Origin of the sequence: Streptomyces sp. NPDC048606, from assembly GCF_040650855.1 — a bacterium.
Lineage (GTDB): Bacteria > Actinomycetota > Actinomycetes > Streptomycetales > Streptomycetaceae > Streptomyces.
Genome location: NZ_JBEZIB010000012.1, coordinates 197,130 through 221,417, shown reverse-complemented (window position 1 = coordinate 221,417; position 24,288 = coordinate 197,130). Strand labels below are relative to the sequence as shown.

23 protein-coding genes are annotated in these 24,288 nt (G+C 73.2%); 13 read left to right on the top strand and 10 right to left on the bottom strand.

What is annotated here, in order from left to right:
• Positions 1-19: 19 nt before the first annotated feature.
• From AB0D01_RS16210 to AB0D01_RS16190, 5 genes are read right to left on the bottom strand one after another with little or no spacing between them, the layout of a single operon-like run.
• Complete coding sequence (locus tag AB0D01_RS16210) at positions 20-943, bottom strand: tyrosine-protein phosphatase (RefSeq protein ID WP_363055795.1); 924 nt, start codon at positions 941-943, stop codon at positions 20-22.
• 30 nt (positions 944-973) lie between these two features.
• Positions 974-2,080 carry a nitronate monooxygenase gene (locus AB0D01_RS16205; RefSeq protein WP_363055794.1) on the bottom strand — a complete coding sequence of 369 codons (1,107 nt, stop codon included), beginning with the start codon at positions 2,078-2,080 and terminating at the stop codon, positions 974-976.
• Between the two features lie 5 nt (positions 2,081-2,085).
• The gene (locus AB0D01_RS16200; RefSeq protein WP_363055793.1) at positions 2,086-2,823 is read right to left on the bottom strand and encodes a CoA-transferase; all 738 of its coding nucleotides are present in this window, start codon (positions 2,821-2,823) and stop codon (positions 2,086-2,088) included.
• Positions 2,820-3,674 (bottom strand): CoA-transferase, encoded by an 855-nt coding sequence (locus AB0D01_RS16195; RefSeq protein WP_363055792.1) that lies wholly within the window; start codon positions 3,672-3,674, stop codon positions 2,820-2,822. The genes AB0D01_RS16200 and AB0D01_RS16195 overlap by 4 nt, the downstream gene beginning before the upstream one ends.
• On the bottom strand, positions 3,671-4,420 hold the full coding sequence (locus AB0D01_RS16190; RefSeq protein ID WP_363055791.1) for an enoyl-CoA hydratase family protein: 750 nt from the start codon (positions 4,418-4,420) through the stop codon (positions 3,671-3,673). The genes AB0D01_RS16195 and AB0D01_RS16190 overlap by 4 nt, the downstream gene beginning before the upstream one ends.
• Positions 4,421-4,476: 56 nt before the next feature.
• Between AB0D01_RS16190 and AB0D01_RS16185 the strand changes: the two genes are divergently transcribed.
• Together AB0D01_RS16185 and AB0D01_RS16180 are read left to right on the top strand one after the other, a co-directional pair.
• Complete coding sequence (locus AB0D01_RS16185; protein ID WP_363055790.1) at positions 4,477-5,238, top strand: SDR family oxidoreductase; 762 nt, start codon at positions 4,477-4,479, stop codon at positions 5,236-5,238.
• A 1-nt stretch (position 5,239) separates the two neighbouring features.
• A complete protein-coding gene (locus AB0D01_RS16180; RefSeq protein ID WP_363055789.1) occupies positions 5,240-6,220 on the top strand; it encodes an SDR family oxidoreductase in 981 nt (326 codons plus the stop codon).
• A gap of 72 nt (positions 6,221-6,292) precedes the next feature.
• On the opposite strand, the gene AB0D01_RS16175 is transcribed toward AB0D01_RS16180, so the two are convergent.
• Both AB0D01_RS16175 and AB0D01_RS16170 read right to left on the bottom strand, forming a co-directional pair.
• Positions 6,293-6,664: a peptidase inhibitor family I36 protein gene (locus AB0D01_RS16175; protein ID WP_363055788.1), complete on the bottom strand. Its 372-nt coding sequence runs from the start codon at positions 6,662-6,664 to the stop codon at positions 6,293-6,295.
• On the bottom strand, positions 6,661-7,392 hold the full coding sequence (locus tag AB0D01_RS16170) for a hypothetical protein (protein WP_363055787.1): 732 nt from the start codon (positions 7,390-7,392) through the stop codon (positions 6,661-6,663). Before AB0D01_RS16170 ends, AB0D01_RS16175 begins: the two co-directional genes overlap by 4 nt.
• Before the next feature lie 359 nt (positions 7,393-7,751).
• Between AB0D01_RS16170 and AB0D01_RS16165 the strand changes: the two genes are divergently transcribed.
• A complete protein-coding gene (locus tag AB0D01_RS16165) occupies positions 7,752-8,399 on the top strand; it encodes a DUF4360 domain-containing protein (protein ID WP_363055786.1) in 648 nt (215 codons plus the stop codon).
• A 47-nt stretch (positions 8,400-8,446) separates the two neighbouring features.
• Complete coding sequence (locus AB0D01_RS16160) at positions 8,447-9,133, top strand: DUF4360 domain-containing protein (RefSeq protein ID WP_363055785.1); 687 nt, start codon at positions 8,447-8,449, stop codon at positions 9,131-9,133.
• Between the two features lie 186 nt (positions 9,134-9,319).
• On the opposite strand, the gene AB0D01_RS16155 is transcribed toward AB0D01_RS16160, so the two are convergent.
• Positions 9,320-10,018: an HAD family acid phosphatase gene (locus AB0D01_RS16155; protein WP_363055784.1), complete on the bottom strand. Its 699-nt coding sequence runs from the start codon at positions 10,016-10,018 to the stop codon at positions 9,320-9,322.
• A gap of 147 nt (positions 10,019-10,165) precedes the next feature.
• Positions 10,166-11,041, bottom strand: a complete 876-nt coding sequence (locus tag AB0D01_RS16150) for a hypothetical protein (protein WP_363055783.1) — start codon at positions 11,039-11,041, stop codon at positions 10,166-10,168.
• 125 nt (positions 11,042-11,166) lie between these two features.
• Between AB0D01_RS16150 and AB0D01_RS16145 the strand changes: the two genes are divergently transcribed.
• The 8 genes from AB0D01_RS16145 (at position 11,167) to AB0D01_RS16110 (ending at position 21,437) form a co-directional block, all read left to right on the top strand.
• Positions 11,167-11,949, top strand: a complete 783-nt coding sequence (locus AB0D01_RS16145; protein WP_363055817.1) for a serine protease — start codon at positions 11,167-11,169, stop codon at positions 11,947-11,949.
• A 256-nt stretch (positions 11,950-12,205) separates the two neighbouring features.
• Positions 12,206-12,859, top strand: coding sequence for a response regulator transcription factor (locus tag AB0D01_RS16140; RefSeq protein ID WP_363055782.1), 654 nt, complete (start codon positions 12,206-12,208; stop codon positions 12,857-12,859).
• Between the two features lie 193 nt (positions 12,860-13,052).
• Positions 13,053-14,201, top strand: coding sequence for a histidine kinase (locus AB0D01_RS16135; protein ID WP_363055781.1), 1,149 nt, complete (start codon positions 13,053-13,055; stop codon positions 14,199-14,201).
• 73 nt (positions 14,202-14,274) lie between these two features.
• On the top strand, positions 14,275-14,595 hold the full coding sequence (locus AB0D01_RS16130; protein ID WP_363055780.1) for a chorismate mutase: 321 nt from the start codon (positions 14,275-14,277) through the stop codon (positions 14,593-14,595).
• A gap of 78 nt (positions 14,596-14,673) precedes the next feature.
• Positions 14,674-17,199, top strand: a complete 2,526-nt coding sequence (gene pepN / locus AB0D01_RS16125; protein ID WP_363055779.1) for an aminopeptidase N — start codon at positions 14,674-14,676, stop codon at positions 17,197-17,199.
• 741 nt (positions 17,200-17,940) lie between these two features.
• Positions 17,941-19,329, top strand: a complete 1,389-nt coding sequence (locus AB0D01_RS16120) for an aminotransferase class V-fold PLP-dependent enzyme (protein ID WP_363055778.1) — start codon at positions 17,941-17,943, stop codon at positions 19,327-19,329.
• Complete coding sequence (locus AB0D01_RS16115; protein WP_363055777.1) at positions 19,326-20,735, top strand: SidA/IucD/PvdA family monooxygenase; 1,410 nt, start codon at positions 19,326-19,328, stop codon at positions 20,733-20,735. The genes AB0D01_RS16120 and AB0D01_RS16115 overlap by 4 nt, the downstream gene beginning before the upstream one ends.
• A gap of 69 nt (positions 20,736-20,804) precedes the next feature.
• The gene (locus AB0D01_RS16110) at positions 20,805-21,437 is read left to right on the top strand and encodes a GNAT family N-acetyltransferase (RefSeq protein WP_363055776.1); all 633 of its coding nucleotides are present in this window, start codon (positions 20,805-20,807) and stop codon (positions 21,435-21,437) included.
• Between the two features lie 116 nt (positions 21,438-21,553).
• Here AB0D01_RS16110 and AB0D01_RS16105 read toward each other — a convergent pair whose 3' ends face one another.
• Complete coding sequence (locus tag AB0D01_RS16105; RefSeq protein ID WP_363055775.1) at positions 21,554-23,338, bottom strand: 5'-nucleotidase C-terminal domain-containing protein; 1,785 nt, start codon at positions 23,336-23,338, stop codon at positions 21,554-21,556.
• Positions 23,339-23,490: 152 nt separating this feature from the next.
• Between AB0D01_RS16105 and AB0D01_RS16100 the strand changes: the two genes are divergently transcribed.
• Entirely contained in the window at positions 23,491-24,195 is a 705-nt protein-coding gene (locus tag AB0D01_RS16100) for an SIMPL domain-containing protein (RefSeq protein ID WP_363055774.1), read from the top strand.
• The last annotated feature ends 93 nt before the right edge of the window (positions 24,196-24,288 follow it).

The window sequence follows — 24,288 nt, the reverse complement described above, 5'->3', positions numbered from 1 at the left end:
ATCGCCGCCGTCGGGCCCGCTAGCGGACCATCTTCTCCTGGAGCTTCGCCAACGTCCGCAGGTCCAGGCCGAGACCGTCGGTCAGGTAGCCGTAGAAGCCGCCGTAGTCCGCCTCCATGCGCTGCGTCGCCGCGTCCAGGTAGTCCTGCCGGACCTCCTGGAGCGGGATCAACAGGTCCGGGTTCTGCATCCGCCCCGACTGCTTGAGACCCGCCCGCACCTGGGCGTCGTACGCCCCCCGGAAGGTGTTCGAGGCGAGGTAGTCGCCCTCGGCGCTCGACTGCGGCACGCCCAGCGCCCGCAGCAGGACGTAACTCATCCAGCCCGTACGGTCCTTGCCCGACGTGCAGTGGTACAGCAGCGGACCCTGCCGGCCGTCGGCCACCTCCCGCAGGGTCGTCGCGAACTGCGCCCGGTTCGCGGGATCGGTCACGAACGTGCGGTAGATGTCGCGCATGTACGCCTCGGCGCGCCCGCCCCCGAGCATCTGCTCCTGCTTGACGGGATCGCCGCTGGAGATCGCGCCGACCAGGGTCCCGTACAGGCCGAGGTCGCTGATCGAGCGGGAGGTGGGGGTGAGCCCCGGGGGCAGCCGGTCGGCGCCGTCGTACTGGAGCTCCATCGGAATGCGGAAGTCGACGACCTTCCTCAGGCCGAGACCGGAGACGGTGGTGATGTCCGCCGCGGTCAACTTGGACAGGGCGTCCGAGCGGTAGACCAGGCCCTCGCGGACCCGGTCGCCGGAGTAGGTGCGGTAGCCGCCGATGTCACGGACGTTGACGGCACCCTGGAGGGGGACCTGACGGATCGTCCCCGCCCACGGGTGGGCGACGGGGGCGGCCGCCGGAGCCGGCGCCGCGTGGGCACCGGCGGCGGGCAGGATCCCGGCGAGGAGGGCGGCGGCGGCCGCCGCGATCGCCAGGCGGGTTCGGGCACGGCTCATGGGGGCGACTCCTGTGACGGAGAAGGGGGATCACCCTGGTGGTGGCAGGGTGCCGAGCGGATGCCGGTCGTCCGACGGGTGCGGGGCGTGCAGACGGTCGAGCACGGTGAACGCCTCGGCCATGACGCGGTCGACGAGTTCCGCGCAGGAGGGCAGATCCTCGATCACCCCCGCGACCTGGCCCGATGCCATGACGCCGAGGTCCGTACGGCCCTCGACCATGGACGCCTTCAGGAGCATGGGGGTGTTCGCGGCCAGCAGGACCTGGCTCCAGGACAGGTCCTTGCCGTGTCTCATCGCGAGGCCGTCGCGCACCATTCGCGACCAGGACAGCCCCGAGAGCCGCCTGAAGGCGGCCGCGTGCCGCACGGCCCGCGCGAGCGCCCGGGCCCGGCCCGACCGCTCCAGCGCCTCGACCAGCTCGGTGCGCAGCATCCGGTGCGGCAGCCCGTCGACGGCCGTGGTGACGGTGACGTCCTTGACCGTGGCCTTCAGGTACTCGGCCTTGACGGCGTCCGGGACGGTCGAGTCGCGGGTCAGCAGGAAGCGGGTGCCCATGGCGATGCCCGCGGCCCCGTACGCCAGGGCCGCGACCAGGCCCCGGCCGTCGTGGAAGCCGCCCGCGGCCACCACCGGGATGTCGACGGCGTCGACCACCTGCGGCAGCAGCACGCTCGTGGCCACCTCCCCGGTGTGCCCGCCGCCCTCGCCGCCCTGCACGATCACCGCGTCGGCGCCCCAGGCCGCGACCTTCTCGGCGTGCCGACGCGCCCCCACGGAGGGGATCACGACGACGCCCGCGTCCTTCAGGCGCGCGATCAGCTCCCGCGACGGCGCCAGGGCGAACGAGGCGACCCGCACCTCCTCCTCGATGATCAGCCGCACCCGGTCGGCCGCGTCCCCGGCGTCCGCCCGCAGGTTCACCCCGAACGGGGCGTCCGTACGGGAACGGACCTCGCGCACCGCCGCCCGCAGCTCGTCGAGGCCCATCGTCGCCGAGGCCAGGACGCCCAGCGCCCCCGCGTTCGCCGCGGCCGACACCAGGCGGGGGCCGGCCACCCAGCCCATGCCCGTCTGCACGATCGGGTGACGGACCCCGGTCAGCCGCGTGAACGCCGTCTCCCACACCGCGTCCACGGCCCTCAGCCCCGCACTTCGCGTTCGCGCAGGCCCTCGGGGTCGATGACCTCGCGGATCAGCCGCAGCTCCACCGCCGACGGCTCGCGGGTGGCGGGCACCTGCGCGGGGACGGACAACTCGAAGCCGGTCTCCTCCCGCACCCGGTCGAGGGTGACCCCCGGGTGCAGGGAGGCCAGGCGCATCGTGCGGCCCGGGCCGCCGAAGTCGAAGACCCCCAGGTCGCTGACCACGCGCGGCAGGCGGTGGAAGCGGGTCACCCCGGCCGCCTCGGCCCGGTCGTGACCCACCCCGCTGACCATGTCGACGCGCTCCACGAACACCCGCCGCGAATGCCGCGGGATCCAGTAGCTCACCGGATTGTTCAGCGTGTTGACGGGGGCGCCGCGCACGCCCAGGAGCTGGCGGGCGGGCCGCTCCCAGTCGCCGACGCAGGAGATGTTCTGGTTCCCGTACCGGTCGATCTGACTGGCGCCCATCATCACGTGGCGCCGCCCCCCGGTGACCATCGTCAGGTGCCGCCGGTAGGGCAGCCAGCCCTCGACCGTGCCGTCCAGCCCGACGAGGAGGGCCTCGCCGTCGGTGAGCAGCAGGTCGGGGGAGAAGGTCCGCTTGGCGAGCCGGGCCCCGAAGGAGGGGATCGGACCCATCGGACTGGCGAGGACCTCGCCGTTGTCGCGCCAGGCCTCCGCGCAGGCGATCACGCAGTACTCGGCGCGGGTGATGGCGGTCGCTGTGCTCACGGCTGCTGCTCCTCGTGCCAGGTCCGGACGGCGCGCTGGTAGGCGTGTTCGCTGCCGCCGGAGAGGAAGCGGGCGGCGAACTCGGCCCAGGGGGTGGTCGCGTAGAGCTTCTGGAAGGCCTCGTCGCGGCCGTAGTCGGGGGCGCAGGAGGTGAAGTGCGCGCCGTGGGGGGTCTCCACCACCCCGGTGACCGAGTGGCGGCTGACCAGGAGGGACTGCGGGGGGCCGGCCTTGGCGAGCTCGGCGGTCTCGACGAGCTGCTCGCAGGAGACGTAGGCGGTGTCGGCGGCCTCGCAGAACAGGTCGTCGAAGTACGGGTCCGGGCCGAGGTACTGGCCGTTGCCCAGCCGGTCGGCGCGGTTGAGGTGGACCAGGGCCGCGTCCATGCGCAGGGCGGGGACGGCGACGAACTCCTCGCCGTCGGCGTAGGGGGAGGTGACGGTGCGCAGTTCGGGGTTGACGCGCATCACGTCGGAGCCCAGGCCCGCCCGGACGGGCAGGAACGGCAGCCGGTTCGCGGCGGCGTGCAGGCCCCACATGAACATGGCCTCGTCGTACTCGGTCAGCGCCAGGGAGCCGTTCTCGCGGGCGGTCCGGAAGTGGGGCTCCAGGGGGATGGAGTCGAGGGTGGCGAAGGGGGCCACGAGCCGGCGGATCCGGCCGGCGGCGGCGAGGAGCCCGACGTCGGGGCCGCCGTACGCGATCACGGTCAGATCGGTGATCTCGGACCGGAGCAGCGCTCTGACCAGGGCCATCGGCTTGCGCCGGGAGCCCCAGCCGCCGATGCCGAGGGTCATGCCGCTGCGCAGCCGTGCGACGACCTCGTCGGGGGTCATGGTCTTGTCGGTCACGGGCGCGTCTCCTTGCCGAAGGTGTCGCGGACCCGGTCGGCGATTCCGCTGAGGTTGGCCTCGAAGGTGAAGCCCTGTTCGAAGCGGTAGGAGCGGCGTACGTCGACGGGGTCGATGCCGTTGATGGCGGCCTTGGCCATGCGGATCAGCCGGCCGTCCTTGCGGGCGATCTCGGCGGCGAGCTCCAGGGCGGCCGCCTCCAGCTGCGCGCGCGGGACCACCTTCCACACGGAGCCGTGCGCGTGCAGTTCGGCGGCGTCGACGGTGCGGGAGGTGTAGTAGAGGACGCGCATCAGGTGCGGGGGGACCAGCCGGGACAGGTGGGTGGCCGCGCCGAGGGCGCCGCGGTCCAGTTCGGGCAGGCCGAAGACGGCGTCGTCGGAGGCGACGATCGCGTCGGCGTTGCCGACCAGGCCGATCCCGCCGCCCAGGCAGAAGCCGTTCACGGCGGCGACGACGGGGACCTCGCAGTCGTAGACGGCCGCGAAGGCCTCGGCGCAGCCGTGGTTGGCGCCGATGAGGGCGTCGTGGCCGGCGTCGCGCTGCATCTCCTTGATGTCGACCCCGGCGTTGAAGCCGCGGCCCTCGGCGTCGAGCACCACGCAGCGGACCTCGGGGTCGCGGCCGGCGGCGCGCAGGGCGTCGGCCAGTTCGTACCAGCCCCGCACGGGAAGGGCGTTGACGGGCGGGAAATCGACGGTGACGCGTGCGATGCCCTTGTCCGGGCGGGAGGTGGAGACACCCATGAGAGGATCAGCTACCTTTCCACCAAACATTTGTTAGGTGAGGAAGGTAGCAGCCGATGGAGCTCAACGGGAGGGTTGTCGTCGTCACCGGTGGAACCCGGGGCGTGGGGGCCGGGATCGCCCGCTCGTTCCTCGCGGCGGGCGCGCACGTGGTCGTCTGCGCCCGCCGCCCGGGAGCCGAGCCGGCCGCCGCCGGCCGCGAGGCCGAGTTCACGGCCGTCGACCTGCGCGACCCGGACGCGGTCGACGCGTTCTTCGCGGACGTCGTCACACGCCTGGGACGCCTCGACTGCCTGGTCAACAACGCGGGCGGCACCCCGTACGGGCTGCTGGCCGAGGGCGAGGGCCGCCGGCACGCCCGGATCGTCGAACTGAACCTGCTGGCCCCCATGACCGCCGCGCTGGCCGCGTACCCCCACCTGCGGGCGGTACGCGGCTCGGTGGTCATGATCGGCAGCGTCAGCGGAACCCGCCCCTCGCCCGGCACCGCCGCCTACGGGGCGGCGAAGGCCGGACTGGAGAACCTGGCCCGCTCGATGGCGGTCGAGTGGGCCCCGGAGGTCCGGGTGAACACGATCGTGCCGGGCATGGTGCGCACCGAATCGGCGCACCTGCACTACGGGGACGAGGCCGGGGTGGCGGCGGTCGCCGGCACCGTCCCGCTGGGACGGCTGGCCGAGCCCTCGGACGTGGGCGGGGCGGCGGTCTTCCTGGCCTCCGACCGGGCGGCCTACGTGAGCGGGGCGAGCCTGCTCGTCCACGGGGGCGGCGAGCGCCCGGCGTTTTTGGATGCGGCGACGGTCAACAAGGAGGCCTGAGATGGAGGACGCGGTGGGTGTGGGCGTGGGTACGGGTGCGGTGGCTGTGGGTACGGCGGCGGGTGCGGACGGGGGCGGCCTCGCCGAGGGGCGGGTCGTCGTCGTGACGGGCGCCGGGCGGGGGCTGGGCCGGGCCCACGCGTTGGCGTTCGCCGCGCAGGGCGCGCGGGTCGTCGTCAACGACCTCGGCGTCGGCCTCGACGGGCGCCCGGAGGCCGACGGTCCGGCCGCGCTCGTGGCCGAGGAGATCCGGGCGGCGGGCGGGCGGGCCGTGGCGCACGGCGGGGACGTCGCGACGGCCGCGGGCGCCGCCTCGCTGGTGGACCACGCCCTGTCCGCGTTCGGCCGGCTGGACACCCTCGTCAACAACGCCGGATTCCTGCGCGACCGGATGCTGGTCAACCTCGACGAGGACGACTGGGACGCCGTCATGCGCGTCCACCTCAAGGGCCACTTCCTGCCGCTGAAGTACGCGGCGGCCTGGTGGCGGGCCGAGTCGAAGGCCGGTCGGCGGGTGGCGGCCCGGGTGGTCAACACCTCGTCGGGCGCCGGACTGCTCGGCTCGGTCGGGCAGGGCAACTACAGCGCGGCCAAGGCCGGCATCCTCGGGCTGACCGCGGTCGCGGCCGCCGAGATGGGCCCCTACGGGGTGCAGGTCAACGCCGTCGCCCCGGCAGCCCGGACCCGCATGACCGAGGAGACCTTCGCCGCCTCGATGGCGGCCCCGGCCGACGGCGCCTTCGACGCCATGGCCCCGGAGAACGTCTCCCCGCTGGTGGTGTGGCTGGGCTCCGACGCCTCGGCGGGGGTCACCGGCCGGGTCTTCGAGGCCGAGGGCGGTCGCATCACCGTCATGGAGGGCTGGCGGCCGGGCCCCACCGCCGACCGGGGTGCCCGATGGACCCCGGCCGAGGCGGGCGAGGCCGCGGCCGGGCTCCTCGCGCGGTCCGATCGACCGCTGCCGGTCTACGGGGCGCGCTAGGGCCTGTCGTCAAACTCCTGTCGTCGCCCGCGGGGCAGGCGGGAGTTTGACGACAGGGCCTAGGGGTGGGCCTCAGCAGCGCACGGACCAGGTGTGGGAGCTGCCGCGGTCGTTGGCGTTCGCGTTGTAGCCGACCTCCTGCCCGGGGGCCAGGCAGATGGTGACGGCCCCGATCAGCTCCCGGCCGTCGTACACCTTGACGTGGTCGGGGACGCCGGGGCCGGAGGTGCCGTGATTGGCCCACGAGGAGTCGTAGTTGGAGATGTTCCCCTCCCACCAGTGGTCGTCCCCGCTCTGCTCGATCTTCAGGCCCTCGAAGTTGGCGTCCGTCCAGACGCAGAAGTAGCCGCTGCGGCAGTCGGCCGCCTCGGCGACCGCCGAGCCGGCCAGGACGGTGCCGGCGCCGAACAGGGCGGCGGCGAGAGCGGTGGTCAGTCGCTTCATGCGGGTGGTTCTCCCATCGGGTGGTGCGATCGGTGCGCTCGGTCGAGCAGGGCGGTGGCTTCGGAGAGGGCGTGGGCGCGCAGGCGCCGCCACTCGGCGATCTCGGCGCGGTGGCGCGCGCGGACCCGTTCGAGGTCGCTGTGGGTGTGCGCGGCCTCGGGGCCGAGGTTGTTGACGACCACCGAGGTGCGGAACCAGCGGCCCTGGTCGCCGTAGAGGCGGCGCTGGGCGGCGGCCAGGCACCCGTCGGTGTGGGCGCGTACGACGTGACCCGTCGGCAGGGAGATGGACAGTTCGGCCGGTCCCGCGCCGAACAGGGCCTCGCTGACACGCCGTTGTTCACGGGCGTCGGCCGTCCCCGCGGCCGGCCCGGGGCGGGGCGGAGGTCCGGGACGGGGCGGGGTCAGGCCCCGGCGGGTGAGACAGGCGTCGGTGAGGTGCCGGGTGGCGGCCTTGACCACCTCGTCCGCCGGGTCCGGCTTCCCGTCCGCGCCGGCCTCACCGGCGGTACGGGAACCACGGGCACCGGCGGCACCACCGGCACCGGGCGGATCCTGGCGACCGCTCCGATCCGGCCCGGCGGAGTGCTCGGAGTGCGCGGAGCGGTCGGCCGCGCCGTGCGGGGCGGCGGTCGGTCGCGCGGCGTCGGCGCAGCCGGCCAGCAGCCAGCAGGTCAGGGCCGACGCGGCCGCGAGGGGCAGTGCGGTGACTCGCGTACGGAAGCGCATGCGGGGATCGGGGATTCCTGGTGGTGGGGGGCGTGTTCGGTCACGGTCACCCTCCCCGGCACAGGAGTGCGCCATACCACCCGAAACGGTGAAACCGGGTGTTACCGGGCTGACCCGGGTCACGTGTGCGGGGTTCTGGTCATCCTCCGTCCGGGGCGTCGCGGCTCGCCCGGTCGGGCGGGGCGGGGGAGCGGGCTGATGGGCGCCCGTCGACGCGCGTCCGCCCTTCCGCGGGATCCGGCCAGGGGGTCCGGGGGTCGGTCCCTTGGCCGTATCGCGTCGTTACCGGGCCCCCGCCGGCGTGGTGGCATGTCCACGCCATTCCGCATCGATCGCTCCCCTCGAACGGAGAAACGGACATGCGCCTGCGCAGATTCGGCATCGCGGCGGCGGTCGTCGCCCTGACGGCCGTGGCGGCACCCGCCCGGGCCGGCGACGCCACCCCACCACCCGGCGTCGTCACCGTCGACGTGGTCACCGTCAACGGCTCGGGGTGCCCCCAGGGCACCGCCGACGTCGCCGCGGCCTCCGACAACACGGCGTTCACCGTCACGTACAGCAACTACCTCGCCCAGGCGGGCGGCGGTTCCGGCGGCACCGAGTTCCGCAAGAACTGCCAGCTCGGCCTGCGCATCCACGTACCCCAGGGGTTCACCTACGCCATCGCGCGCGCCGACTACCGCGGCTTCGCCCACCTCCAGCGCGGGGCCTACGGCCAGGAGCGCGCCAACTACTACTTCCAGGGCAACGCGCAGACCGCCCGCAGCACCCACCAGTTCAGCGGACCGCACTCCGACAGCTGGCAGGCGAGCGACTGGACGGCGTACGCCGACCTCGTCTGGGCGCCGTGCGGCGAGGACCGCAACCTCAACGTCAACACCGAACTGCGCGTCTACACGGGCACGTCGAGCCCGCAGGCCCTGAGCTTCATGAGCATGGACTCGACGGACGGCAGCGTCAGCACCGTCTACCACTTCGAGTGGAAGCGATGTCCCGCCGCCTCCTGACGCGGCGCGCGTTCCGGATTCCCGACTCACGGCCAGGAGTGACAACGATGTCTCATTCCCTGCCCCGTACCCTCCTCGTCGGAGGTGCGGTAGCCGCCCTGATCGCCGCGTCCTCGCCGGCCGGAGCCGCCGCGGGCTCCGGCTCCGGCTCCGGCGGGCCGATCACGGCCCCGCCCGACAAGATCGTGATCGAACTCGCCACCGTCAACGGCTCCGGCTGCCGCGAGGGCACCGCCGAGGTCGCCGTCGCGCCCGACAACACCGCCTTCACCGTCACCTACAGCGAGTACCTCGCGCAGGTCGGCCCCGGTGCCCCGGCCACGGCCTTCCGCAAGAACTGCCAGCTCAACCTGCGCGTCCACGTCCCCTCGGGGTTCACCTACGCGATCGTGCAGGCCGACTACCGCGGCTTCGCCTTCCTCCAGCGCGGAGCCTGGGGGCAGGAGCGGGCGAACTACTACTTCCAGGGGATGCCGCAGACCTCCCAGCGCACCCACACCTTCAACGGTCCGCTCGACGACAACTGGCAGGCCACCGACAAGACCGAGTACGCCGACCTCGTGTGGGCGCCCTGCGGGGAGAAGCGCAACTTCAACATCAACACCGAACTGCGGGTGAACGCGGGCACCTCCCCGCCCACGGCCACCAGCTTCATGGCCATGGACTCCACCGACGCCAGTGTCAGCACCCTCTACCACCTGGCCTGGCAGACCTGCCCCACGCCCAGGGGCTGACGCTCCGGGTCCGAACGGCGGCGGCCCGCGCCCGGTCGCCCCGGTCGGGCCCGGAAAGAGACCGCGGGCCCGGCCCCCTGGCGAGGGGTCGGGCCCGCGGTCTCACTCGTGCGATGTGCTATGACTACCCGCCGGACGCGGGCGTTGAACCGCGTACGGCCCCCGGAAGTCGTACGGCCGAACGATTCAGGACAGCTTGCCGCCGTAGTCCGGCAGCTTGACGGTGCGCTCGGCGTGCCCGCCGACGAGGTCGCCCTCCTTGTTGCCGATGTTGGCGATGATCGTGTAGCCGCGGGACTCGATCTCGGCGCGCTTGCCCGTCTTGTACGCGCTGACCTCGTCGAAGAGGTCGGGCAGGTCGCGCACGTAGAGACCGGAGACCGGGTAGCCGACGGACTTCAGGTTCCGCTCCGTCAGCGAGTAGATGATGCCGGGGCGGGCGGTGACGAAGAAGATCGCCACTCCGCGTTCCTGCGCGTGCCGGGTCAGGTCGCGGACCTTGGCGATCGCGGGGGTCGGCTGGACCCAGAACCAGTGGAAGTCCGTCTCCAGCGAGGTGTTGTCGATGTCGAGGACGATGGCCTGCTTCTCACCGGGCCGGGCGTTCGCGATCCGCTGCTCGATGGCCGGGCGGGCGGCGTCGACGACGGAGGCCACGTCGCGCTGCCACGTGGCGTAGTCGATGCCGAGGATCTTGGCGTTCCCGCCGGGCGCGGAGCCGGTGGCGGTGGCGGCCGCGCTCGACGAGACGGCGGCGGGGGCCGCGGCGGGGGCCGCCGCGGCGGCGCCGGCGGGCAGCAGCGTCAGGGCGGCGGTGGCGGCCACGGCGAGCGAAAGGGCCGTGGTGCGGCGGGTGTTGGCATTGATGCGGCGGGTGATGCGCATGTGGGGGACGCTCCTCGGTCGCGCGTTGGCATGTACGCGATCAGGTTCGGGGAGCGTCGAACACATGTCTACTGGTCGGTAGGAAACTTTTCGTGGCCGGGCGATGAATGGCGGCACCCGGCAGTCGCCCGATCGCGCCCCGGGGGTTCAGGTGACGCACTCCAGCACCGTGCGACACAGTCCGCACCGCGCCCGCAGCGCCCCCGCGCGCACCGGCACCCGCAGCCCCTGGCCGCACACCGGGCAGGGGAACGTCACCCGCCCCCGACCGTCGGGGCCCCGGTCGAACTCCGCCGCCCCCGCGCGCAGGCGCCGGGCGTAGCGCAGGCGCTCCCGGGCGCCGGCGGCGGCCGGCGGGGCGCGGCGCAGGTCCCGGGCGGCGTGCGCGCGACCGCGCCGCCAGGCCTCGTGCGCGTGCGGACCGGTGAACCAGGGGGAGGGGTCCTCGTCGAGGAAGGCGGCGCGCTTGGCGAGGACGAAGCCGAACTCCTCGGGGGTGAGGTAGCCGAGCCGCCGGTGGGTGAGCGCGTCCTCGCGGTAGGCGTCGAGGAGCAGCCGGCCGGGCCCGAGCAGGGTGGCGGCGGTGTCGGTGAGGACCTCGTTCGCGTCGGTCGTCGGGAAGGTCAACTCCAGCCGGTGCAGCAGGACGTGGGTGACCTCGTGGGCCAGGACGGCGGCCAGGTCCCCGCGGTGGACGCGGAAGCGGTCGTTCACCTCGACGAAGTACACCGGCCCCGCGCCCGGCTCGACGACGGCCGCGTCCCGCATCGGCTTGAACGCGACCACCACACGGGCCTCGGGCAACCGCAGTGAACGCACCACGGCGGAGGCCACCCGCTGCGCCCCGAGGTGCAGGTCCTCGTCCGGGCCGAACGCCGCGTCGGCGGGGGAGAGGCCCACGTCGTAGGCGCGCACCCCCTCGGCGGACAGGCGGCGGAAGACGGCGGTGATCGCCTGGCGGACCGTGTCCAGGCGTGGAAATCCGTGCTCCACGGGGCTGCCGCGCCCCCGGCTTTGCGTCATGGCGTCCCCCGGGCCGGAAATTGTCCGAAAACGCGTTCTTGTTGTCCGCCGCACGGCGGATGTGTCATGGACTCGTCATTCACCCGATGACAGTGCGCACAGCCCAACCCCCCACGAAAGGCAGTGTGTTGACCGTGGCCACCTTGCCGAGCATCCTCAAGCGCTTCCTCGCCGTCGGCGCCGTCGCCCTCGCGGCCGTCAGCCTCCAGCCCGCCAACGCCGGCGCCGCCCCCGCCCCCGTCGTCGGCGGCACCCGCGCCGCCCAGGGCGAGTACCCGTTCATGGTCCGCCTCTCCATGGGCTGCGGAGGCGCCCTCTACACCCAGCAGATCGTGCTCACCGCCGCCCACTGCGTGAACGGCTCCGGCAACAACACCTCCATCACCGCCACCGCCGGAGTCGTCGACCTCCAGAGCTCCAGCGCCATCAAGGTCAAGTCCACCAAGGTCCTCCAGGCCCCCGGCTACAACGGCAAGGGCAAGGACTGGGCGCTGATCAAGCTCGCCAAGCCCATCAACCTCCCCACCCTCAAGATCGCCGACACCAAGGCCTACGACAACGGCAACTTCGCCGTCGCCGGCTGGGGCGCCACCCGCGAGGGCGGCGGCCAGCAGCGCTACCTCATGAAGGCCACCGTCCCCTTCGTCTCCGACGCCTCCTGCCAGAGCGCCTACGGAAACGACCTCGTCCCCGGCGAGGAGATCTGCGCCGGCTACAACCAGGGCGGCGTCGACACCTGCCAGGGCGACTCCGGCGGCCCCATGTTCCGCCGCGACAACAACAACGCCTGGATCCAGGTCGGCATCGTCAGCTGGGGCGAAGGCTGCGCCCGCGCGGGATACCCCGGCGTCTACACCGAGGTCTCCACCTTCGCCAACGACATCCGCAACGCGGCCGCCGGCCTGTAGCCGACCCCGCCCCGCCCCACCCCCGCACGGCCCCACGCCCTCGTCCTTCCGGCCGGCCACGAACCGACCGGAAGGGCGAGGCGCGCCCGCCCGCCCGCACCTACCGTGGAAGACGCTGTGACGGGGCCGAAGCAGCGCCCGCCCCGCCCCGCCACCCCCTCCCGACAGCCCCCCGAGCGGTTGCGGGCCGGCGCACGCGCGGGTCCCATGGGAAGGATCCATCGGCGGCAGCGGGCGACAGTGGGGCAGGCAGCGCATGACGATCAAAGTGGTCATCGCCGACGACCAGGAGATGGTCAGAACCGGCTTCCGGATGATCCTCGAAAGCCAATCCGACATGGAGGTCGTCGCCGACGTCGTCGACGGGGAGGCCGCACTGGCCGCCGTCGACGCGCACCGACCGGACGTCCTCCTCCTCGACATCCGCATGCCCCGCCTCGACGGCCTCGAAGTCACCCGCCGCCTCGGCGGCCGGGACAAGCCGCGCATCGTCATCGTCACCACCTTCGACCTCGACGAGTACGTCCACGCGGCGCTCCACGGCGGAGCCTCCGGCTTCCTCCTGAAGGACGCGAGCCCGGCCATGCTGGTTGAGGCCGTCCGCGCCGCCGCCGTCGGGGACTCCCTCGTCTCGCCCGCCATCACCGTACGACTGCTGCGCGAGATGGCCCCCCGCCTGCCCGCCGGCCAGGCCGCCCGCCGCCCCGCCGAACCCCTCACCGAACGCGAACGCGACGTCGTCCTGTGCCTCGCGCGCGGACTGACCAACGCCGAGATCGCCGGCGAACTCTTCGTATCGCTGTCCACCGTCAAAACCCACCTGGCGAACGTCCAGGTCAAGCTGGACGCCCGCAACCGCGTCGAGATCGCCGCCTGGGCCTGGGAAAGCGGCCTGGCCACCGCCTCATGATCCCGAGCGGTACGCTCCCGCCCGGTCCGGCGCTACCCGCCACGGCCCGGGACGGTGTCGCGTCCCGTACGCCGGGCGGCCCGGCGCCGTTCACGGCGCGCCCCCGCAGGGCCCGACGTACGGCACCCCCCTGCCCGGGCCACCGCCCGGCCCCCCGTCCGGCCGGCCCCCGCGCCCCGCGTCGGGCGGGGGCGTGAGCCCCCTCGCCGGCTGGGCGCGCCGGCACCCCCGCGCCGCCGACCGGATCCGGCTCCTGCTCTCCCTGACCCTCCTCGCCCTCGTCACCTTCGAGGGCGTCGTCCTCGCCCGCCAACCCAGCGCCCCGCACGCCGCCGTCTGGATCTCGGGCATCCTCGTCTGCCTCGCCGCCGCACCCTGGCCCCGCATCCCCCTCGTCCCCCGCGCCTGGTTCGCCGCGGCCACCACCTGGACCGTCACCCTCCTGCTCATCTTCGGCAACCACCCCATCGTCGTCTGGGGCGGCGGCGAGGCCATCGCCCTCCTCGTCCTCCTCTCCCAGATCCTCCTGCGCGCCCCCGCCCGCACCGCCGCCGTCCTCGGCCCCCTCCTCGGCCTCGGCTGCATGGCCGTCCCCGTCCGCGACACCGACCCCGGACGCTTCACCCTCCTCTTCTCCGTCCTCGCCGTCGTCGTCGGCGCCTACTCCCTGCTCCTGCGCCTCCAGGCCGTCCAACGCGTCCGCGACCTGCGCGCCGTCCGCACCGCCGAACGCCTCGAACTCGCCCGCGAACTCCACGACCTCGTCGCCCACCACGTCACCGGCATCGTCGTCGAGGCCCGCGCCGCCCGCTTCACCCGCGTCTCCGCCGAACACGCCGCCGAGATCTTCGGCCGGATCGAAACCGCCGGCGACGAAGCCCTCGGCTCCATGCGCCGCCTCGTCAAGATCCTCCGCGAGGACGAGGGCACCACCGACGCCCGCACCCCCGTCGCCGGCCTCGCCGACATCCGCCGCCTCACCGAACGGTTCTCCGCCACCGGCCCGCCCGTCGTCCTCCACGTAGAGGAGGGACTCGACACCCGACTCCCCGGCGACGTCGCCGCCACCGCCCACCGCATCGTCCTCGAAGCCCTCACCAACATCGCCAAGCACGCCGCCGGCGCCACCACCGTCCGCGTCGGCCTGCGCACCGTCCCCACCGGCCTCGAAATCCGCATCGCCGACGACGGAGGACGCCCCGCCAAACTCTCCGAGAAGGCCCGCGGCGGCGGCTACGGCCTCGCCGGCATGACCGAACGCGCCGAAGCCCTCGGCGGCTCCCTCACCGCCGGCCCCACCCCCCGGGGCGGCTGGCTCGTCACCGCCACCCTGCCGCTGTGAACCGGCCGGCCGGCCGTCTCACGGACCGACCGAGCCGCCGGACCCGCCCACCGGCCACGTAAGCTCAAGAACCATGAACAACAGCGACACCGACCGCATCGACGAGTCCGTCACCGCCGAACTGTCCCGCCTGCGCGACAGCATCGACAACATCGACGCCGCCGTGGTCTACATGCTCGCCGAGCGCTTCAAGTGCACCCAGCAGGTCGGCCACCTCAAGGCTGACCACGAGCTCCCGCCGGCCGACCCCACCCGCGAGGCCAGCCAGATCGACCGCCTGCGCCGGCTCGCCGAGAGCGCCAAGCTCGACCCGGCCTTCGCCGAGAAGCTCCTCAACTTCATCATCGCCGAGGTCATCCGCCACCACGAGACCATCGCCGCCGGCGAGGAGTAGACCCGCCGCCGGGCGCCCGCCGGGCGCCGCCCCGGGGGTGTCCGGGGTCCCGGCGCCCACGTCGGGCAGCATGGCCCCATGTCCGCACTGACGCGCACCGAAGCGCAAGCCCGAGCCCAGCTCCTCGACGTCCGGAACTACGACGTCAGCCTCGACCTCACCACCGGCGACGAGACCTTCCACTCCGCCACCCTCATCCGCTTCACCGCACGCACCGCCGGCGACACCTTCGTCGAGCTGAAGCCCGAGGAACTGAGCTCCGCCACCCTCGACGGACACCCCCTCGACCCCACCACCCTCACCGACAACCGCCTCCCCCTCACGGGCCTCACCGAAGGCCCCCACGAGCTGCGCGTCGAGGCCCGCATGCGCTACTCCCGCACCGGCGAGGGCCTGCACCGCTTCACCGACCCCGCCGACGGCGAGACGTACGTCTACTCCCAGATGTTCCTCGACGACGTCCAGCGCGTCTTCCCCGCCTTCGACCAGCCCGACCTGAAGGCCGTCTTCGCGTTCACCGTCACCGCCCCCGCCCACTGGACCGTCCTCGCCAACGGCATCACCACCCGCACCGGCGAACGCCCCGCCACCGGCGACCGCCCCGCCGCCGGCACCTGGACCTCCGCACCCACCCCCCTCATCCCCACCTACCTCGCCGCCGTCGCCGCCGGCCCCTGGCACAGCATCCGCACCGAACACGCCGGCCTCCCCTTCGGCATCCACTGCCGCCGCTCCCTCGCCCCCCACCTCGACGCCGACGCCGACGAGATCCTCTCCGTCACCACCGCCTGCTACGACCGCTACCACGAGAAGTTCACCGAGCCCTACCCCTTCGACTCCTACGACCAGGCCTTCGTCCCCGAGTTCAACGCCGGCGCCATGGAGAACCCGGGCCTGATCACCTTCCGCGACGAGTTCGTCTTCCGGTCCGCCGTCACCGACACCGAACGCCAGGGCCGCGCCATGGTCATCGCCCACGAGATGGCCCACATGTGGTTCGGCGACCTCGTCACCCTCGCCTGGTTCGACGACATCTGGCTCAACGAGTCCTTCGCCGAGTACATGGGCTACCAGACCCTCACCGAAGCCACCCGCTTCACCGGCACCTGGACCGAATTCGGCATGGTCCGCAAGCCCTGGGGCTACGACGCCGACCAGCGCCCCTCCACCCACCCCGTCGCCCCCGCCCCCGAAGACGTCCCCGACACCGCCTCCGCCCTCCTCAACTTCGACGGCATCTCCTACGCCAAGGGCGCCTCCGCCCTGCGCCAACTCGTCACCTGGCTCGGCGAGAAGGAGTTCCTCGCCGGCATCAACACCCACTTCGCCCGCCACCGCTTCGCCAACGCCACCCTCGCCGACTTCGTCGACTCCCTCGCCGCCCACACCGACCGCGACGTCCACGCCTGGGCCGACGCCTGGCTGCGCACCACCGGCATCGACACCCTCACCCCCCACGTCCAGGACGGCCCCGCCGGCTGGACCCTCACCGTCGACCGCCAGGGCCACCGCCCCCACCGCATCACCGCCGGCGCCTACACCCGCACCCCGGGCGGCTTCCTCGAACGCACCGAACTCCTCGACCTCGACGTCCCCACCGACGAGGTCCTCTCCGTCGGCGGACCCCGCCCCGCCCTCCTCGTCCTCAACGACGGCGACCTCGGCTACGCCAAGATCCGCCTCGACGACACCTCCCTCGAAGCCGCCCTGCGCGAGACCTCCCGCATCCCCGACGCCCTCACCCGCGCCGTCGTCTGGGGCTGCCTGCGCGACATGGTCCGCGACGGCGAACTCGAACCCGCCTCCTACCTGGCCACCGCCGAAGCCCACCTGCCCGACGAATACGACCTCGCCATCCTCCAGGGCGTCCTCGGCTTCGCCCGCAACCAGATCGCCGACCGCCTCCTCGACCCCGCCGACCGCACCGCCGCCCTCGACACCCTCACCGACATCGGCCGCGCCCTGCTCGACCGCACCGAGGACGGCACCGAACCCGGAACGCGGCTCGCCGCCGTACGCTCCCTCATCGACAGCGCCACCCGCCCCGACACCATCGCCGCCTGGCTCGCCGACGGCACCGTCCCCGGCGGCCCCGCACTCGACCCCGAGCTGAGCTGGCGCATCCTCGCCCGCCTCGCGGTCCTCGGCGCCGTCGACGAGGCCGACATCGACGCCGCCCTCGCCGCCGACCCCAGCGCCACCGGCCAGGAAGGCGCAGCCCGCTGCCGCGCCGCCCTGCCCACCCCCGAGGCCAAGGCCGCCGCCTGGAACCGCCTCTTCCACGACGACAGCCTGTCCAACTACCTCTTCAGCGCCACCGCCCAGGGCTTCTGGCAGCCCGAACAGGCCGCACTCGTACGGGACTACGTGCCCCGCTACTACGCCGACGTCGTCGCCCTCGGCACCCGCCGCGGCCCCGCCATCGCCGAAGCCGCCGGCCGCTGGGCCTTCCCCGCCCACGCCGTCGACGAAGCGAACCTCCGGGCCGGCCACACCTGCCTCCAGGACCCCGAACTCATCCCGCTCCTGCGCCGCAAGCTCGTCGACCAACTCGACGACCTCGCCCGCGCCCTCCGCGTCCGCACCACCCCGCCGACCCCGTAACCCCGCGCCGGGACCGCCCACGAAGCCCACCCCGAGCCCGAGTACCGGGCCGCGCCCCCGCCCGGCCGCCCGGCCCGGCCCCGTCCCGGCCGGGCTCCCCGGCCTGCCCCCGCCTGGCATCCGGGCCGGTTACGGCCGGGCCCCGGCCTCCCGGCGCCGGCCCGGCCTCACGGCTGCGTGCCTCCGGCTCCGCCCCCGTGTTCCCGGCTTCGGGGCCCCGGCCCCAGGCTCCGCACGTCGGGCGGGCCGACGTCGGGCGCGGCAGCGTCCAGGCCCGCGCCCGGTCCTCCCGGATACCTCCGCACCGCAACCGGGGCCCGGCCGGCGGGCCCCGGACCCGTCCCCCGATCACCCCGCCCGGCCTCCGGCCCCGGCCCCGTGCCCGCGGGGTCCGTCCCGCCGCCCGGCGCCGCGGGCCGCCCGGCGGATCTCGGATCCGGCCATCGGGCGGCGGGGCGGGGGAGCCGCCGACCGGGCGCGCGCCGGGGCCCCGCGGAACCCGCCCACGGGCGGCCACCCGCGGGTTCGCACCCCCGGGCACCCACCCGCCGGGCCGACGCCCCACCCCGCACCGCACCCGCCGCGCGTCCGGAAACCGACGCCCGACACACCCCGGCGGTTACCCCATTCGGGTCGGATCGTTGTACCGCCCGGGTGTCCCGCCCGGCCCAGGCCTCCACCGCGCGCAGCCGCACCCCACCGCACCCCCGCCGCGCCCGGCCCGCCCCCGAAGGACCCCGCATGACAGCGCCCGCAACCCCGCCACCCCTCGCCGGAGGCGGCCGGACCGGCGCCGACGCCCTGCGCCCCCTCCTCGACACCGTCCTGACGGCCCTGCGCACCGGAGCCGCGGAACGCGGCGGCCCCCTCCCCGCCGGCGGCCCCGACGCCGTCACCGCCCGCGTCACCGCCGCACTGGGCGACGTACTCCCCGACCGGGGCACGGGGGACCACGAAGCACTGCGCACCCTCGTCCACACCCTCGCCGCAGGCGCCGCCGACCCCGCCCACCCCCTGTGCGCCGCCCACCTGCACTGCCCGCCCCTCGCCGTCGCGGCCGCCGCCGACCTCGCCGCCACCGCCCTCAACCCCTCCCTCGACTCCTGGGACCAGGCCCCCGCCGCCTCCACCGTCGAGGCCCTCCTCACCCGCACCCTCGCCGCCGAGTTCTACGGCACCCCCCGCGCCGACGCCGTCCTCACCACCGGCGGCACCGAGGCCAACCAACTCGCCGTCCTCCTCGCCCGCGAACACCACGGCCCCCACCTGGCCGTCCTCCACGGAGCCAACGCCCACCACTCGATCCCCCGCGCCGCCTGGCTCCTCGGCCTGCCCCCCGCCACCGCCCTCCCCACCCCCACCGGCACCCTCGACCCCGCCGCCCTCGACGAGGCCCTCGCCCGCACCCCCGGACCCGCCCTCGTCACCGCCACCGCCGGCACCACCGACGCGGGCCTCATCGACCCCCTCGACGCCCTCGCCGACGTCTGCGCCCGCCACCGCGCCACCCTCCACGTCGACGCCGCCTACGGAGGCCTCCTCGCCCTCCACCCCCACCGCCGCGCCACCCTCACCGGCATCGACCGCGCCGGGAGCATCACCGTCGACCTGCACAAACTCGGCTGGCAACCCGTCGCCGCCGGCCTCCTCGCCGTCCCCGACACCAGCCGCCTGGCCCCCCTGGCCCACCAGGCCGACTACCTCAACGCCGACGACGACACCGAAGCCGGCCTCCCCGACCTCCTCGGCCGCTCCCTGCGCACCACCCGCCGACCCGACGCCTTCAAGATCGCCGTCACCCTGCGCTCACTCGGCCGCGACGGCCTCGCCCACCTCGTCGACCTCACCTGCGCCGCAGCCCACCGGCTCGCCGAACTCCTCGACGCACACCCCCGCTTCGAACTCCACGCGCACCCCACCCTCACCACGGTCCTCTTCCGCCCCACCCCCGCGGACGACACCCACCTCGCCGCCCTGCGCCGCACCCTCCTCCACGACGGCACCGCCGTCCTCGGCCGCGCCACCGCGGACGGCCGCCTCTGGCTCAAGGCCACCCTCCTCAACCCCCACACCACCCCGCGGGACCTGGACACCCTCGTCACCCTCCTGGAAGGCAGAACCCACCGATGACCGCGCACCTCGATACGCCCCACGACCTCGTCGGAATCGGCATCGGCCCCTTCAACCTCTCCCTGGCCGCCCTCGCCCACGGCCTGCCCCGCCAGGGAGTCGACCCCCTCGCCACCGTCTTCTTCGACCAGCGCCGCGACTTCCGCTGGCACCCCGGACTCCTCATCGACGGAGCCGCCCTCCAGGTCCCCTTCCTCGCCGACCTCGTCACCCTCGCCGACCCCGCCAGCCCCTGGACCTTCCTCAGCTACCTCAAGCACAGGGAACGCCTCTTCCCCTTCTACTTCGCCGAGCGGTTCCACATCCAACGCGCCGAGTACGACGCCTACTGCCGCTGGGTCTCCGGCCGGCTCCCCGACCTCCACTTCGGCCACCAGGTCGACGCCGTCCGCTGGAACCCCGAACGCGACCTCTTCGAAGTCGACTACACCCGACTCGACACCGACGGCGAAGTCGAGGCCCTCGGCCGCACCCACACCCGCAACCTCGTCCTCGGCGTCGGCACCGCCCCCTACGTCCCCGAACCCCTGCGCCCCCTCGCCGACGCCCCCACCGTCCCCGTCATCCACTCCGCCGACTACCTCGACAACCGCCAACGCGTCCTCGCCGCCGACCACGTCACCGTCATCGGCTCCGGACAATCGGGCGCCGAGGTCTTCCTCGACCTCCTGCGCGCCCGCCCCACCGGCCGCGAAGGCCTCAGCTGGCTCGCCCGCACCCCCGCCTTCGCCCCCATGGAGTACTCCAAGCTCGGCCTCGAACACTTCACCCCCGACTACACCCGCTACTTCCACGCCCTCCCCGAGCCCGTCCGCGACCGCCTCGTCCCCACCCAGTGGCAACTCCACAAGGGCATCGACACCGCCACCCTCGCCGCCATCCACGAGGAGCTCTACCGCCGCACCCTCGACGGCGGCTGGCCCGACGCCGTCCTCACCCCCGGAGTCACCGTCCGCACCGCCGGCCGCGTGGCCACCACCAAGATCGAGCTCCACCTCGAACACGCCCAACAGGGCACCCGATCCCGCCTCACCACCGACGCCGTCGTCCTCGCCACCGGCTACCGCGAACGCCCCCTCACCAGCCTCCTCGCGGGCCTCGACCCCTACATCCGCAAGGACTCCTCCGGCCGCCCCCGCATCGACGACCGCTACCGGATGGTCCTCGACCCCTCCGTCACCGGAACCGTCTTCGTCCAGAACGGCGAACGCCACACCCACGGCATCGGCGCCCCCGACCTCGGCCTCGCCGCCTGGCGCAGCGCCGCCATCCTCAACACCCTCACCGGCAAGGAGCCCTACCCCCAACCCCTCCGCACCGCCTTCACCACCTTCGGCCTCGAACAGCGCGAACACACCCGCCCCCACCCCGCCGTCGAACTCCTGCCCCTCGTCGAACACCCCTAGGGCTGTCGACTGTGTAACATCCGACATCGGACAGGGGTCATTACCGTCACCGCTCGGAGGGGTGTCCGCATGTGGGAGATCGCACGCTCGTGGGTCCACGGATGGAGCGCCTCACGGAGCACACCCGAACCGGTCGACACACCGTGGGGCCTGACCGTCCGGGTCGGACTGCCGACCCAGACCGTCCGTCACGTCCTCCTCGACGCCGCCCCCGACACCGCCCGCGCCCTCATCGACGCCACCACCGAACCCGCCACCTGGATCAAGGGCTTCCTCGCCCCGGACCGCATGCGACCGTGGTTCCCGCCCCACTGGCAACCCACCGAACCCGGCTTCCTGATGGCCGTCGACCTGCGCCCGTCCCCCGTACGCACACCCGACGGATACACCGCCACGATCGAGGCCGGCCCCGACCTCGTCACCGTGCGCCTCCTGGCCGCCGACGGACGACCCGCCGCCCGCGGCCAGGTCGGCCTCGCCGCCGGCGCCTGCGTCTTCGACCAGATCATCACCGAGGAGAACCACCAACGCCGCGGCCTCGGTACCGTCGTGATGGCCACCCTCACCCGCGCCGCCCTCGACCAGGGCGCCACCACCGGCATCCTCGGCGCCACCCTCCAAGGACGGGCCCTCTACGAAACCCTCGACTGGAAGGTCCTCGCCCCCCTCACCGGCTTCGTCCACCGACCCGCCGGCGCCTGACCCGCCGGCCCCCGAACCGACGCGGGGCCGGGGCCCGCCACCGCGCACCCCGACCCCGCGACCACCGGCCAGGCGACCACCGACCCCGCGACCACCGGCCCTCCGAGGACCGGCCCCTAGAAGACCGGCACCCCGTCCCGCGTCAGCCGCCAGTCCACCGAGGCGAACCGCGCCGGATCCACCGTCCCCGCCGCCTTCACCCACTGGATGATCGTGTTGCGGATCTCGTCCGAATCCGCCCACAACTGCCGCGCCTGCGGAACGTGCGGGAAGTTGCCCCCGCCCGAAGCCCGGTAGTTGTTCACCGCGAACACGAACCGGGCCTCCGGCTCCACCGCCTTCCCCCCGAAGGACAACCCCACGATCCGCGAACCCACCGGTCGCGCGATGTCCACGTCGTACGTCAGCCCGTACACCGCGTCGTAGTTGTAGTCCGGCACGCCCTCGGAATTCGTCAGCTTCGCCGGATCCACCACCTCACCCGCCGCCGTACGCACGTAGTACCGCGCCGAGTACTCCAGGTAGTCCTTCAGCTGCGCACCCGTCAGCAGCCGCGCCTCCAGCGTGTTCTCGAACGGGTACAACCCCGCCGCGTCCCGGATCGTCACCTTCCCCGCCGGTATCGCCGCCGTCCGCGAGAAACACGACGCCTGCGACAACACCGGCAGCGCCGCCCACTCCGTACCCGCCAGAGCCGCCTTCACCGTCTCCGCCTGCACGTGGTTGATCAGATCGATGATCGGCACGTCCTTCACCGGACCCTCCGCCGAGGACATCGCCTGCGTCGACGTACCGATCACCTGGTTCACGTACGCCACCACCTTGCGGTGCTCGTCCGACAGCAGCCGCGTGATCTTCGGGTCCTCGGCCACCGTGTTCGAGTTCACCACCCGCGCCGCGACCTTCGCCACCGACCAGCGGCCCCGCTCCCACGACAGCTCGAAGTCGAACAGCGTCAACCGCTGACCCCACTTCAACGGCTCCGACAGGACCACGTCCTTGCCCGTCGCCTTGTTCTTCACCCGGTACTCCGGGATCTCCGTGTGCGCGTGCCCCACCAGGATCGCGTCGATCCCCGGCACCTGCTCGGCCACCAACGCCGCCGCGTTCTCGACGTGCGGCAACTGGTCACCGTACGAGGACGTACCGCTCGAACCCGAGTGCGCCGACACGATCACCACGTCCGCGCCCATCGAACGAAGCCGCGGCACGTACTTCGCCGCCTGCTCCTCCAACCCCGGGAACGTCATCTTCCCCTGCACGTTCGCCTTGTCCCACAGCGCGATCCCCGGATTCGTCAGACCCAGCACCGCCACCTTCACGTCCCGACCGTGCGGCGTGCGCAGCCGGTGCATGCTGTACGGCGCGAACGCCGGCCGCAACGTCTTCGCGTCCAACGCGTTCGCCCCCAGCAGCGGGAAATCACACTGCTCCTCGAACTTGCGCAGCACCGGGATCCCGTAGTTGAACTCGTGGTTCCCCAGCGCCGCCGCGTCGTACCCGATCGCGTTCATCGCCTGCGCCATCGGATGAACCGGACCACGCCGCGCCGTGATCGGATCCACCTTCGCGTAGTAGTACGACAACTGCGTGCCCTGAATGGTGTCACCGGCATCGATCAGCAGCGTGTTGCGCCGCCCCTTCTCCGCCCGCACCTGGTTCACCAGCGTCGAGATCTTCGCCAGACCCACGTCGTTGTGCGCCTTGTCGTCGAACTCCTTGTCCGTGAAGTAGTCCCAGTTGAAGACGTTCCCGTGCAGATCGGTCGTCCCCATCACGGTGAACGCGTACGTACGCGGCCCCCCGTGCGCCGCCGCCGGGGTGCTCGTGGCCCCCGCCAGCGCCACGGCCGCACCCGTCGCGGCCGAAGCCCCCATGAAAGTCCTACGGTCGAACGCCATGCCATCTCCCCTTGTGAGGCGTGTAGTGAGGCGTGTTACGAAGCGTGAACAACGCGCGTAGATTCTGACCCACCAGTAACAAGGCGCAACACCCCCGTCAGGTTTCGATCCGATGACCACACCCGAACGGACGACAGTGCGAGAGTGAAACCATGACCCAGGACACCACGCACCAGCCCTACGGAACCCCCGAAGTGCCCCGCGTCGCCGTCCGCGGCGAAGCCCACATCGAAGTCGACCCCGAGATCGCCCGCATCGGCATCACCGTCACCGCACGCGGCACCGACCGCCGCACCGCCCTCGAAGACCTCACCCGCCGCAACAACGCCGTCCTCGACCTCGTCAAGAGCTACGGAGACCCCGTCGAAAAACTCGAAACCGGCACCTTCTCCATCACCCCCGAACTCACCCGCCACGGCCGCGGCGAACGCGTCCGCGCCTACCACGGCCGCGTCCACCTCACCGCCGAGATCGCCGACTTCACCACCCTCGGAGAACTCACCACCCGCCTCGCCGACCTCGAACTCACCCAGGTCGACGGCCCCTGGTGGGCCCTGCGCCCCACCTCGCCCGCCCACGGCGAAGCCCGCCGCCAAGCCGTCCTCGAAGCCGTCCAACGCGCCCGCGAATACGCCGGGGCCCTCGGCGCCGACCTCGCCGCCCTCGTCGAACTCGCCGACCTCGGGGCGGAGAACGCCGCCCCCGTCGCCATGTCCGCCCCCGCCGGAACGTTCCGCGCGATGGCCTACGGCGACACCGAGGAAGCCGGCGCCCCGCCCCTCGACCTCGAACCCCAACGACAGACCGTCCACGCCCAGGTCAACGCCCGCTTCACGATGACCCCGCCCCGGCTCTGAACCACCCGCCCCGGGGGTGCTCATCGGAGCACCCCCACGCACATTCAACATATGTCAACAACCTTTCGCATAAAGGTTGTTGAGTGGACACCG